General features: G+C 73.1%; 11 protein-coding genes. 10 read left to right on the forward strand and 1 reads right to left on the reverse strand.

The window, feature by feature from the left end:
• The 10 genes from O3W51_RS45435 to O3W51_RS45480 form a co-directional block, all read left to right on the forward strand.
• On the forward strand, window positions 1-1,968 hold a 1,968-nt coding region (locus tag O3W51_RS45435), incomplete at its 5' end, for a DEAD/DEAH box helicase (protein ID WP_269289748.1).
• On the forward strand, window positions 1,965-2,597 hold the full coding sequence (locus O3W51_RS45440; protein ID WP_269289749.1) for an SWIM zinc finger family protein: 633 nt from the start codon (window positions 1,965-1,967) through the stop codon (window positions 2,595-2,597). The genes O3W51_RS45435 and O3W51_RS45440, both read left to right, overlap by 4 nt.
• A gap of 124 nt (window positions 2,598-2,721) precedes the next feature.
• Complete coding sequence (locus O3W51_RS45445) at window positions 2,722-3,483, forward strand: dienelactone hydrolase family protein (protein ID WP_138354178.1); 762 nt, start codon at window positions 2,722-2,724, stop codon at window positions 3,481-3,483.
• A gap of 277 nt (window positions 3,484-3,760) precedes the next feature.
• Window positions 3,761-5,824, forward strand: coding sequence for a PQQ-dependent sugar dehydrogenase (locus O3W51_RS45450; protein ID WP_138354177.1), 2,064 nt, complete (start codon window positions 3,761-3,763; stop codon window positions 5,822-5,824).
• Between the two features lie 341 nt (window positions 5,825-6,165).
• A complete protein-coding gene (locus tag O3W51_RS45455) occupies window positions 6,166-7,146 on the forward strand; it encodes a lysylphosphatidylglycerol synthase transmembrane domain-containing protein (protein ID WP_269289753.1) in 981 nt (326 codons plus the stop codon).
• A 67-nt stretch (window positions 7,147-7,213) separates the two neighbouring features.
• Window positions 7,214-7,936, forward strand: a complete 723-nt coding sequence (locus tag O3W51_RS45460; protein WP_138354175.1) for a response regulator transcription factor — start codon at window positions 7,214-7,216, stop codon at window positions 7,934-7,936.
• Window positions 7,933-9,459: a sensor histidine kinase gene (locus tag O3W51_RS45465; protein WP_331284159.1), complete on the forward strand. Its 1,527-nt coding sequence runs from the start codon at window positions 7,933-7,935 to the stop codon at window positions 9,457-9,459. The genes O3W51_RS45460 and O3W51_RS45465 overlap by 4 nt, the downstream gene beginning before the upstream one ends.
• A gap of 101 nt (window positions 9,460-9,560) precedes the next feature.
• Window positions 9,561-9,953 (forward strand): hypothetical protein, encoded by a 393-nt coding sequence (locus O3W51_RS45470; protein WP_138354174.1) that lies wholly within the window; start codon window positions 9,561-9,563, stop codon window positions 9,951-9,953.
• Window positions 9,950-10,174, forward strand: a complete 225-nt coding sequence (locus tag O3W51_RS45475) for a hypothetical protein (RefSeq protein WP_138354173.1) — start codon at window positions 9,950-9,952, stop codon at window positions 10,172-10,174. The genes O3W51_RS45470 and O3W51_RS45475 overlap by 4 nt, the downstream gene beginning before the upstream one ends.
• Before the next feature lie 36 nt (window positions 10,175-10,210).
• Complete coding sequence (locus O3W51_RS45480; protein ID WP_269289758.1) at window positions 10,211-11,062, forward strand: SCO6745 family protein; 852 nt, start codon at window positions 10,211-10,213, stop codon at window positions 11,060-11,062.
• A 43-nt stretch (window positions 11,063-11,105) separates the two neighbouring features.
• On the opposite strand, the gene O3W51_RS45485 is transcribed toward O3W51_RS45480, so the two are convergent.
• The coding region (locus tag O3W51_RS45485; RefSeq protein ID WP_269289760.1) for a bifunctional 3'-5' exonuclease/DNA polymerase at window positions 11,106-12,238 on the reverse strand (1,133 nt) is incomplete at its 5' end.

Genomic DNA, 12,238 nt, shown 5'->3' on the forward strand with positions numbered 1-12,238 from the left:
GGCGCCCTCGGCTTCCTCCGGGACGCCGCTCCCGCACTGGCCGACGCGGGTTTCGGCGTACTGCTCCCCACATGGTGGCAGCGCCCCCAGAAACTCGGCATGACCCTGACCGTGCGCACCCCGCAGCCCGGCGCCGTGGACATCGGCAGCCTGGCCGACCAGGACGCCATCGTCGCGTTCCGCTGGCAGGCCGCGCTCGGCGACCAGCCGCTGACCCCCGCGGAACTCGCCGAGCTGGCGGCCGCCAAGCAGCCGCTGATCCGGATCCGGGGCCAGTGGACCGAGGTCGACCCGGACACCATCGCCGCCGCTCTCGCCTTCCTGGAACGCGACGGCAGCGGCGCCACGGACTCCGGGCGGATCCTGCGGATCGCGCTCGACCCGGACGCCACGGCGGGCGGGCTGCCGGTCGCGTCCGTCAGCGCCGACGGCCGGCTCGGCGAACTGCTCTCCGGCCGCGCCGACCAGCGGCTGCGCCCGGTCGCGGTGCCCGCCGGATTCGGCGCGACGCTGCGCCCGTACCAGGAACGGGGGCTGGCCTGGCTCAAGTTCCTGTCGGAGCTCGGGCTCGGTGCCGTCCTCGCCGACGACATGGGGCTCGGCAAGACCGCCCAGGCACTGGCGCTGCTCGCGGTGGAGCACGCGGAGCACGCCGATCGCGCGGATCACCCGGATCACACGGCTGAGATCCGGCCGACGCTGCTGGTCTGCCCGATGTCGCTGGTCGGCAACTGGCGGCGCGAGACCGCCAGGTTCGCCCCGATGCTGCGGGTCTACGTCCACCACGGGGCCGGCCGGCTGTCCGGCGCCGAGTTGCGGGAAGCGGTCGCCGGCGCCGATCTGGTGATCACCACGTACGGGCTGGTGCAGCGCGACACCGAGGCGCTCACGCAGACCGTCTGGCGGCGCGTCATCATCGATGAGGCGCAGCACATCAAGAACTCCGCCACCCGCCAGTACCGGGCGGTCCGCGAACTGACCGCCGACCACCGCATCGCACTCACCGGCACTCCCGTCGAGAACCGGCTGGCCGAACTGCACGCCATCCTGGACTTCGCCAACCCCGGCCTGTTCGGTTCGGCGATCCGCTTCAAGGAGCGGTACGCCGTTCCCATCGAGCGCGACGGCAGCGAGGCCGCCGCGCAGGCGCTGCAACAGCGCACCCGGCCGTTCGTCCTGCGGCGGCTGAAGGGCGATCCGGCCATCTCGCGGGACCTGCCCGCCAAGCAGGAGATGACGGTGCTGTGCAATCTCACAGCCGAACAGGCGGCGCTGTACCAGGCGGTCGTCACCGACCTCCTGGAGCAGATCAAGGAGAGCCGCGGCATCGAGCGCAAGGGTCTGGTGCTGGCGTCGCTCGGCAAGCTCAAGCAGGTGTGCAACCACCCCGCGCAGTTCGCGCACGACGGCTCGCCGCTGGCGGGGCGCTCGGGGAAGGTCGCCCGGCTGGAGGAGACGCTGGAGGAGGCGCTCGCCGAGGGCGACAAGACGCTGTGCTTCACGCAGTTCGCCGAGTTCGGTTCGCTGCTGCAGGGGCACCTGGCCCAGCGGCTGGACACCGACGTCCTGTTCCTGCACGGCGGGGTGCCCCAGCGGGCCCGCGACGAGATGATCGAGCGCTTCCAGGACCCGGACGGCCCCTCGGTGTTCCTGCTCTCCCTCAAGGCCGGCGGCACCGGCCTCAATCTGACCGCCGCCAATCAGGTCATCCATGTCGACCGGTGGTGGAACCCGGCGGTCGAGGAGCAGGCCACCGACCGGGCGTTCCGGATCGGACAGCGCCGTGACGTCCAGGTCCGCAAGTTCGTGTGCGTGGGCACCGTGGAGGAACGCATCGACGCGATGATCGAGGCGAAGCGGACCGTGGCCAGGGCTGCCGTCGGATCCGGCGAGAACTGGCTGACGGAGCTGTCGACCGACGCGCTGTACGACCTGGTCGGTCTCGGCGCCGACGCGGTGAGCGAATGACGGGGCGGCCGGGGCTGCCCGGCAGGGCGCGCTCTTGGTCCCAGCGGTTCGCCGACCGGCTGGAGGCCATCGGCGCGACCGTGCCGCCGGGCCCGCCCGCCGCCGGGGTGACCGGGCTGGAGGTCGAGGCCGGCGCCGTGACGGCCCGGGTCAGGGAGGGGCAGGCGCGCTACGACGTGCGGATCGGGCTGGCGGAGTTCACCCCGGCGCAGTGGACCCGCGCCGTACGGGCCGTCGGCGCCGACCCCGACTGCCGGGCGCGGCTGCTCGACAACGAACTGGCTCCCGACGCGGAGGACCTGTTCGCCAGGGCCGGTCTGCGGCTCTTCCCGGCGCGCACCCCGGATCTCGCGATGGAGTGCTCGTGCCCCGACTGGGCGCTGCCCTGCGCCCATCTCAGCGCGGTGCTGCGGAGCCTGGCCGACGCGTTCGACGCCGATCCGTATCTCGTCCTGAGCTGGCGCGGGCGCACCCGCGAGGAGCTGCTGAAGGAGCTGCCGCCCGCCGTGCCGCGGCGCGAGCCGGCGGACTCGGCGCTGTTGCTGCTCGGCCGGCCGGCGATCACCGTCCGCGGCCGCGGTCTGACCGAGGTGCTGGGGCCGGCCTACGAGGCGTTCACCGGCTGGTGACCCGGTCCTGAGGCACGTCGAGCAGGCGGGCCATCGCCACCGGCCCGCCGGGATCGGATCTCCGATGTCCCGCTGCGACTGCGGCTATTGGTCGGGATCCGAGTGCCTGTTCTAGGCTTGGATCATGGAATTCGAGATCGTCAGGGAAAGCATCACCATTCCGTCCGGCGACGGCTCCATGGGCGCCCACCTGGTCCGGCCGCAGGCCCCCGGCCGTTACCCGGGTGTGGTCGTCGGCTTCGAGATCTTCGGGCTGACCGCGCACATCCGTGACGTCGCGGAGCGGATCGCCCGTCTCGGCTACACCGTCATCGTTCCCGACTTCTACCACCGGGCCGGAACGGGCATCGACTTCACCGACGACCCGGACGGCCGCGTCAAGGGACTCGAACTCAGCGGCGGGCTCACCCGCGAGGGGGCCGTCGAGGACATCCGCGCGGCCGTGGACCATCTGCGGGGCGCGGAGCTCGCTGCCCCGTCCGTCGGGATGATCGGCTTCAGCTTCGGCGGCCATCTCGCCTATCTGGCCGCCACTCAGTTCGATCTCGCGGCGACCGCGGTCTTCTACGCCGGCTGGCTCGCCAGCTCCGACATCGGACTCGGCCGCCCGGGGCCGACCCTCACGCTCACCGAGGGCATCGCCGAGCACGGCGGCCGGCTGGCCTTCTTCGTCGGTGACGAGGACCACGCCGTCCCCGCCGCGGACCGTGCCGCGATCGGCGCCCGGCTGGCGGAGGCCGGCGTGCGGCACGAGATCATCGTCTACCCCGGGATCCCGCACGGGTTCTTCTGCGACGTCCGTGACTCGTACCGCAAGGAGGCCGCGGACGACGCCTGGATCCGCGTCCAGGAGCTCTTCGCGGCGGAACTCCCGCGGCCCGCGTAGCGCGTGGCGCTTCGTCCAGCCGGCCGGGCTTCCCGGCCGGCTGGGGAGCGCTCTCCCTGAACGTCCGATGTGTCATCAGGGCTGTCGATGCGCGTAACGAACTCCCCTCGGTTCATCGAACAATCGGGCTCAACTGGTCCGATCTATTGACGCAATTGGAAGGTTTCTTTACCGTCCTGTGCGGTAGAGGTTCGGCCCATCCGCCGCAGTTCGACTGTGACTTGTCATGCCTTGATCAAGTACTGGGCCGAGCACGGATTCCGTAGGAGGACGCGCAATGCCGAGGCCCCCCACCCCTCGCCGATTCACCCCGAGAGCCCTGATCGCCACCGGGGCGGTCACGGCCACCGCCGCCGGACTGCTCGTGGCCGTCGCCGGAACAGGCAGTGCCGCTCCCGTGCTGCTCAGCCAGGGCAAGCCCGCCACCTCGTCGTCCGACGGCGGCACCGGATACGCCGCGAAGCTCGCGTTCGACGGCGACACCGCGACCCGCTGGGCGAGCGTCAGAAACGTCGACCCCCAGTGGATCAGGGTCGATCTGGGCACAGCGGCCACCATCAGCTCGGTCAAGCTGGTCTGGGACCTGTCCTGCGCCACGGCGTACAAGGTCGAGTTCTCGACCGACGGCAGCACCTGGAAGAGCGTCTACTCCACCACCACGGGCGACGGCGGCACCGACGACCTCGCGGTCAGTGGAACCGCCCGCTACGTCCGCACCACCGGCACCGCCCGCTGCCGGCCCACCATGGGCTACTCGCTGCAGGAGTTCCAGGTCTTCGGCGGCGGCAGCGCCGACACCCAGCCCCCCACCACCCCGGGCAACCTGCACTCCACCGGCTCGACGCCGACCAGTGCCGCGCTCGCCTGGAACGCCTCGACGGACGACGCGGGCGTCGCCGCGTACGACATCTACAACGACGGCAACAAGATCGCGGAGGCGGCCGGCACCGCCACCACCAAGAACGTCACCGGGCTGACCCCCAACACCGCGTACCGCTTCACCGTCTTCGCACGGGACGCGGCGGGCAACGTCTCCCCGGCCAGCAACCTGGCCACCGTCACCACTCCGCCCAGCTCTGACACCCGGCCGCCCACCGCGCCCGGCGGGCTGGCCGTCACCGGGACGACCTCCGGCAGCGCCTCGCTCAAGTGGACGGCCGCGACCGACGACACGGGCGTGACCGGGTACGACGTCTACAACGGCACGGACGTCATCCTCCCCGACGTCACCGGCACCACGGCCACCGTCTCCGGACTCGCCGCCGACACCTCGTACACCTTCACCGTCAAGGCCAAGGACGCGGCGGGCAACGTCTCGCCGGCCAGCAACCAGGTCACGGCGAAGACCCTGCCCGACAGCGGCAGCGACAAGACCCCCTCCAGCATCAAGACCGTCTCCACCGGCTGGACGATCCCCTGGGGCATGAGCTGGCTGCCCGACGGCTCCGCGCTCATCACCGAGCGCGACTCGTTCAAGGTCTTCAAGCTCACCCAGGCCGGTGCGCGGACCCAGATCGGCACCGTACCGAACGCGGTCACCACCGACGGTGAGGGCGGCCTCCTCGGTATCGCGGTCTCGCCCAACTGGAGCAGCGACCACTACGTCTACATCATGCACACCGCCTCGGAGGGCAACCGGATCGTCCGGATGACCTACGACGGCTCGACGCTGAGCGGCTACACCCAGCTCGTCGGCGGCATCAAGAAGAGCAAGTACCACAACGGCGGGCGCCTCAAGTTCGGCCCCGACGGCTACCTCTACGCCACCACGGGCGAGGCCCAGACCCCCGACCTCGCGCAGGACAAGAACTCCCTCAACGGCAAGATCCTGCGGATGACCACCGCGGGCAAGGCCGCCCCGGGCAACCCGTTCGGGACGCTCATCTACTCCTACGGCCACCGCAACCCGCAGGGCATCACCTGGGACCCGCAGGGCCGGCTGTGGGAGGCCGAGTTCGGCAACTCCAAGTACGACGAACTGAATCTGATCACGCCGGGCGCCAACTACGGCTGGCCCACCTGCGAGGGCAAGTGCTCCACCTCCGGCATGACCAACCCGAAGGCGCAGTGGGCGGTCGCCCAGGCGTCGCCCAGTGACATCGCCTACTCCGACGGCGCCATCTACATGGCGGCGCTGAAGGGCCAGCGGCTGTGGCGCATCCCGGTCAGCGGGACCACCGCGGGCACTCCGGCGGCGTACTACGTCAACCAGTACGGCCGGCTGCGGACCGTCGAGAAGATCCCCGGCAAGAGCGCGCTGTGGCTCTCCACGACCAACTGCGACAACAACGGCAACGCCGCCGACGGCGCGGACAAGGTCTTCCAGATCGAGCTGAAGTAGCAGAACCGGAACCGGGGCCGTGAGGCCACCGGTCGCAGACCGCCGGGCGGGGAGCAGGGGGCCCCGCCCGGCTTTGCGTTTCCGCGGGTGCGTTTCCGCAGGTGCGTCACCCCTTTGGCGGTGGGAGCGGGAGTACTCCTTCACGGAGTGTTCGGCCCGCGGACCCCCGCTCTTTCCGTGTGCGGGGCATGAATTGACGCAGTGGCGGGAACGCGCACAGCCCGCCCGGCAGCCGGTCGTGCGGGAGTCCGGGTGCCGGGACACGCTTACGCTGGGCGGATCGCCGCATCGCCGTAACCGCATTGTCGCTGTATCGAGACCACCTGTACCGAGGAGGGGCCATGACGCTTGCCCAGGCTGAACGGGTCAAGTGGCAGGGCGGGTGGCAGCGGACCTCGGTACGCTCCATGGCCGTCCTGATCCCCGTACTCGCCCTCGCGGTGCTCGCGGGCCGCCGTTGGTCGCTGATCGACTCCAGCGCCGACCAGCTCGGCGCCGCCGACCGCCAGTGGCTGGCCGTCGCGGCCGCCGCCGCCGTCATGACCTGGATCTGCTCGGCCACCGCCCAGCAGGGCGCGGTGGTGGAGTCGCTGCCGCCGGGACGGCTGCTCGCCACCCAGTTCGCCGCGTCCGCCGCCAACCACCTGCTGCCGGCCGGAGTCGGCGGCAACGCCGTCAACCTGCGGTTCCTGCTGCGCCGCGGACTGCCACCGGGCCGCTCGGCCGCCGCCCTGGGGGTACGTGCCGGGGCCGCCGCGGTGGTACGCGTCGGCATGCTGCTGATACTGCTCGCCGTCTTCCCGCACGCGCTCAAGGTCGACCGGGTCACCCCGGCCGGCCCCGCCCACCCCGTCGTCATCGTGTCGGTGGTGGCGGGCTGCGCCGTGGCCGGCGCGCTGCTGCTGCTCCTCGCCGGCCGGGTCCGGGACCGGGTGCGCACCTTCTTCGGCACGATGGTGGTCGATGTGCGGGCCCTGCACTGCAAGTCGGCACGGGTCGCGGCCCTGTGGGGCGGATCGCTGGCCTTCCCGGTGATGCACGCGACCGTGCTGGTGGCGGTGATCCAGGCGCTGAACGCTCCCGTGCCGGTCAGCGGAGTCGTCCTCGCGTACCTCTTCGCGAGCACCGCCGCGGCCTGGCTGCCCGCCCCCGGCGGCCTCGGCTCGCTCGACGCCGCCCTGGCCTTCACCCTGGTGACCGCCGGCGCCTCGGCCGTCGTGGCCACGTCGGCCGTCCTCGGCTACCGGCTCGTGACGGTCTGGCTGCCGCTGATCCCCGGTGTCCTGGTGCTCGCCGCGCTGATGCGGCGCCGCGTGCTCTGAGCGCCTGCTCCGCGCCGGCCCGAGCTGCGGCCGGTGGTCACAGCGGCCGGGAGTATGGTGCGGTCCCATGGTGGAACCACGGGTCGATCCAGCAGGTCGGGGGCGGGTCCTCGTCGTCGACGACGACGCGGCGATCCGCCGCTCGCTGGGCCGCGGCCTGCGCCTGGACGGCTTCCGCGTCACCGAGGCGGACGGCGGGCGGGCGGCGCTCGCCGGGCTGCGCGACGACCCGCCGGACGTGGTGGTGCTGGACATCTCCATGCCCGGCATCAGCGGTATCGAGGTGTGCCGGACGCTGCGCGAGGACGGCAACGACATACCGGTGCTGATGCTGTCGGCCCTGGACGAGGTCGCCGACCGGGTCGCCGGGCTGCAGGCGGGCGGCGACGACTACCTCGTCAAGCCGTTCGCCCTCGACGAGCTGGTGCTGCGGCTGCACGCGCTGCTGCGCCGCCGCCCGCCCCGGCGGACGGACACCGTGCGCGCCGGCGGCCTGCTGCTCGACCCGGCGGCCCGCACCGCACACCTCGACGGCACCGAGCTGCACCTCACCCGCCGTGAGTTCGAGCTGCTGGAGACCCTGGCCCGCAACGCGGGGATCGTGCTCACCCGCGACCAGCTGCTCGACCGGGTCTGGGGCTACGACTTCGACGTGCGGACCGATGCCGTCGACACCTTCGTGAGCTATCTGCGCCGCAAACTGGAGGCCGGTGGCCGGTCGCGGATCGTGCACACGGTGCGCGGGGTCGGCTTCGTGCTGCGCGACAGCCCGGCGGAGGGCGCGCGATGACCATGCGGCTGTCGACGCGGATCGCGATCGCCGTCGGCGTGCTCGTTCCCCTCCTCGTGCTCGCGTCGGGCTGGCTGCTGGTGCGGCTGGTCGCGAACGATCTGCACGCCCAGGCCGACGCCCATCTGCGGGAACGCGCGGCGGCGATGGCGCAGGACGCCCGCAACCTGCTGCGGGTCACCGCGGCGGACCGGTCGGCCGCCGCCGAGCAGGCCAAGGAGAAGCGGCTGTTCACCTCGGCGTTGGACGTCGGCATCCGGCTCATCGGCCCGGATGGCACCGTGACCGGCGGGCCGCAGCCCGGCGCGTCCTTCACGCTGCCCGCCGACGCCCGCCGGCCGGTCACCGTCCGCGACGGGCAGCGGAGCTGGCGGGTGCTGTCGGTGCCGGTGGTCGCCAAGCGCCCGGCGGCGACCGGCACCCTGTGGATCTTCTCGCCGGACACCGCGAGCCAGTCGCAGATCCAGCTCGTGCGGCGGCGGGTGGTGATGGTGGCGCTGCTGGGCGCGCCGCTGGCCGCGGCCGTCACCTGGCTCGCCGCCACCGCCGCCGTACGCCCGCTGCGCAGGCTCCAGCGGCGGGCCGCCGGCCTCGACCCGGGCACCAGCGCGGCCCGGCTCGACCACGAGCCGTCCAGGATCGCGGAGGTCGACGACCTGGCGCTGACGCTGCGGACGGTGCTGTCCCGCTACGACGAACAGGCCGCGCGCACCGCCGAGGCGCTCGCCACGGCCCGCTCCTTCTCCGCCGCGGCCTCGCACGAACTGCGGACCCCGCTGATGAGCATGCGGATCAACCTGGACGTACTGGGCGGCCACCCCGGCCTTGACCCCGCCGAACGGGCCGAGATCGTGGCGGACCTGAGCCGGGAGCACGCCCGGCTGCTCGGCCTGCTGGTGATGCTGCGGGCGCTGGCGCAGGGCGACCTCGTGGAGGCCGACGCCTTCGGGCCCGTCGATCTCGCCGAGGTCGTGGAGTCCGCCGCCGCCGCGCTGCGCGGCAGCCGGCCGGGCACGGCACTGACCGTGCGGAGCGGGCCCGGGCTCCTGGTCCACGGGTGGGAACCGGGGCTGCGCTCGGCCGTCGACAACCTGATCGCGAACGCGCTGACGCACGGGGGCGGCGCGGTCGACGTGACGCTGAGCGCCGGGGAGGACGGGCACGGGCCGGGTGAGGTCGCCGGTCCGTTCGTCGTGCTCACCGTGGACGACGACGGGCCCGGGGTGCCGCCGGCGTCCCGGCAGCGGGTCTTCGAGCGGTTCCGGCGCGGCTCCGACAGTTCCGGCTCCGGCCTCGGTCTGACGCTCGTCGCGCAGCAGATCTCCCTGCACCGGGGCACGATCCGGATTCTGGACCGGCCGGCCGGCGAGGGCCGTGCCGCCCGGGGAGCCCGGTTCGAGGTACGGCTCCCGCTGGCCGTGACCGGCCGGCCGGACTCCGGACTCCCATCGCGCAGGGACTGGTTGAGCGGGGAAACGGCGACGGGAACGGGACCAGTGACGGGACCAGTGACGGACCGGTGACGGGAACGGCGCCCGGTCAGGCCCCACAAGGTTTCCACAAAGACCGCTCCTAGCGTCGTTCCGCGGCCGGGCACCGTGCCCGGTCCGTCGAGGAGGACACCATGCGCACCACTCGCACCACCCGGACGGCGATCGCCGCGTGCGCGGCCGTCGCCGCGCTGCTCGGCGCGGCGGGAAGCGCGGCCGCCGCGCCGTCCGCGCCCCCGACCGGGGACGGCGCCAAGGCGGTCTGCAAGCGCGCCCCCAAGGCCGACGCGCGGATCGACAAAGCGCTCGCCCGGCTCAACGGGAACGCCGCCACGAAGGGATCCGTCGCCCGGCTCACCCAGCGCGTCGCCAACGCCAAGTCGGCCGGTCACAGCGAGATCGAGACCTATCTCAACGACCGGCTGACCTTCCGCAAGTCGCTCGTGCCGACGCTCCAGCAGCGCCAGAAGGACCTCAAGTCGGTCCTCGTCTGGTGCCAGGCCAACAACAGCGGAACCTCGAAGTGACCACGGGATCACGGCTGGCCGCGGTCACCGCGACGGTGCTGCTCTGCGCCGCGCTCGCCACCGGCTGCGGTGACAAGGGCGGTGGCGCCGACGGGTCCGCCACCATTCCCACGCCGTCCGGTTCGCAGCTCGCGCACCTCGACAAGGTCGTCGGCGACGCGGAGTCGGCGGCGAACGCGGCGGAGTCCGATGCCGCGTCCGACGCCGCGTCCGACAACTGACGGACGGCTCACGTAACCTGTGCGGCCATGGAGTCGATGGCACGGACTTTGTGGCTGCGCACGGAACCACTGCACGCGGTGGTCTACTTCGACGCGCAGTGCCGCGAGATGGGGCGCTCGCTGGGTCTCAAGGGCTACTGGATGGGGTACTTCGCCACCCGGTCCGCCCCACTGGGCCGCGCACAGCCGTCGGTGGTGACCGCCGCGTTCGGTGTGTTCGCCCCCGGACCGGTCGCCCGCGCGCTGCCCGCGTCCTGGGACATCACCACCCCCGAGCGGGCACTCGACCTGCGGGCCGAACGCTCGGCCGCCGCCCTGCGGGCGCTCGATCCGGAACTGGAGCGCCGGGCGGAGCGGCTGACCGGTCCGCTGGGCGCGATGGTGGCGGACGCACCCGCACTCGCCCGGCCGGTGTTCGCCGCCAACCGGGCCCTCCCCGACCGGGCGGACCCCGTGGAGCAGGTGTGGCAACTGACCACCTCACTCCGTGAGTTCCGCGGTGACGCGCATCTGGCCGTACTCGCCGACCGCGGCCTCGACGGCTGCGAGGCACTGCTCCTCGCGGCCGCCGACGGCCGGGTGCCCGCCGACTCCATCCGGCAGGACCGCGGCTGGACGGCGGAGGAATGGGCGGGCGCCGGTGCCCGGCTGCGCGAACGCGGACTGCTCGCGGCGGGCGGTGCCCTCACCGAACGCGGACGCGACGAGCGCCGGTCGATCGAGGACGACACCGACCGGCTGGCCGGCCGTCTGCTGCGCCCGCTGTCCGGCGACCGCGCGCAGGCGCTGTTCAGCGACCTGGCCCCGGTGGTGGACCGCGTCCTGGCCGGCCAGGTGCTGCCGTTCCCGAACCCGATCGGCCTGCCCCGGCCGGTGCGGCCGCTGTAGCCGGGTAGCCGATCGGAACGAGCCGGGTCGTCGGACCGCGAAGCTACTTGGCGTCGGCGTAGCACTCCACGACGTTCGTCTCCAGCGGGAAGCGGACCGGGGTGTCGCCGAAGACCAGGCGGCGGGCCTCCTCGCCCGCCGCGGCGACGGCGGCCTCGACGGGGCCCGCGAGGCCGGTCGGGGTGTGCACGATGATCTCGTCGTGCTGGAAGAAGACCAGTTGCGGCTCGGGGCCGATCGCCGCGAGGCGGCGCCGGGTGGCGGCGAGCATCGCCAGGGCCCAGTCGGAGGCGCTGGCCTGGATGATGAAGTTACGGGTGAAGCGCCCCCAGGAACGGGCGGCCCGCCGGTCGGGCGAGGAGCCGTCGTCGGAACCCGATCCCGAACCGGATCCGGAACCCAGGTCCGCGTCCTCCGTGTCCAGCCAGCCGGAGGCCGGCGTCGGGGAGGTGCGGCCCAGCCGGGAGCGGACCACGCCGCCGCCTTCACCGATGCGGGCGGCGGATTCGACGAGGCCCATCGCGTCGGGGAAGCGGCGGCGGAGACTCGCGAGCAGCTGACCCGCCTCGCCGCTGGTCTGCCCGTACATGGCGGCCAGCAGGCCGATCTTGGCGCGGCTGCGGTCGCCGCCGAACGCGGTGCGCGCGATGCCCGCGTAGAGATCGCCCTCCGCCGCCGCGGCGGCCAGGCCCGTGTCGGCCGACATCGCCGCGAGCACCCGGGGCTCCAGCTGGCCTGCGTCGGCGACGACCAGCCGGTGGCCGGGGTCGGCGACGACGGCGGACCGCAGCAGCCGGGGGATCTGCAGGGCGCCGCCGCCCCGGGTCGCCCAGCGGCCGGAGACCACCCCGCCGACGACGTACTCGGCGCGGAACCGGCCGCCGCGTACCCAGCTCTCGCGCCAGGCCCAGCCGTGGGCGGCGTGGATCCTGGACAGTTCCTTGTAGCGCAGCAGCAGCGCCGCCGCCGGGTGCTCGACCTCGCGCAGCACATGCGAGCGGGTCGACGGCAGCTGGACGCCGACCCGGGCGAAGGCGGGCAGCACCTGGGCGGGGGAGTCCGGGTTGACCGGGCTGCCGAGCGCCTCCTGGACCTGGGTCGCGAGTTCGCCCAGCAGCTTGGGGCGGGCGCCGCCCGACGGGCGCGGGCCCAGCAGACCGGTCAGCAGTTCGTCGT

Source organism: Streptomyces sp. H39-C1 (genome assembly GCF_027158125.1).
Lineage (GTDB): Bacteria > Actinomycetota > Actinomycetes > Streptomycetales > Streptomycetaceae > Actinacidiphila > Actinacidiphila fildesensis.

Coding starts and splice junctions, on each gene's coding strand:
- O3W51_RS45440 (WP_269289749.1), top strand. CDS start 1,965: ATGACGGGGCGGCCGGGGCTGCCCGGCAGGGCGCGCTCTTGGTCCCAG.
- O3W51_RS45445 (WP_138354178.1), top strand. CDS start 2,722: ATGGAATTCGAGATCGTCAGGGAAAGCATCACCATTCCGTCCGGCGAC.
- O3W51_RS45450 (WP_138354177.1), top strand. CDS start 3,761: ATGCCGAGGCCCCCCACCCCTCGCCGATTCACCCCGAGAGCCCTGATC.
- O3W51_RS45455 (WP_269289753.1), top strand. CDS start 6,166: ATGACGCTTGCCCAGGCTGAACGGGTCAAGTGGCAGGGCGGGTGGCAG.
- O3W51_RS45460 (WP_138354175.1), top strand. CDS start 7,214: ATGGTGGAACCACGGGTCGATCCAGCAGGTCGGGGGCGGGTCCTCGTC.
- O3W51_RS45465 (WP_331284159.1), top strand. CDS start 7,933: ATGACCATGCGGCTGTCGACGCGGATCGCGATCGCCGTCGGCGTGCTC.
- O3W51_RS45470 (WP_138354174.1), top strand. CDS start 9,561: ATGCGCACCACTCGCACCACCCGGACGGCGATCGCCGCGTGCGCGGCC.
- O3W51_RS45480 (WP_269289758.1), top strand. CDS start 10,211: ATGGCACGGACTTTGTGGCTGCGCACGGAACCACTGCACGCGGTGGTC.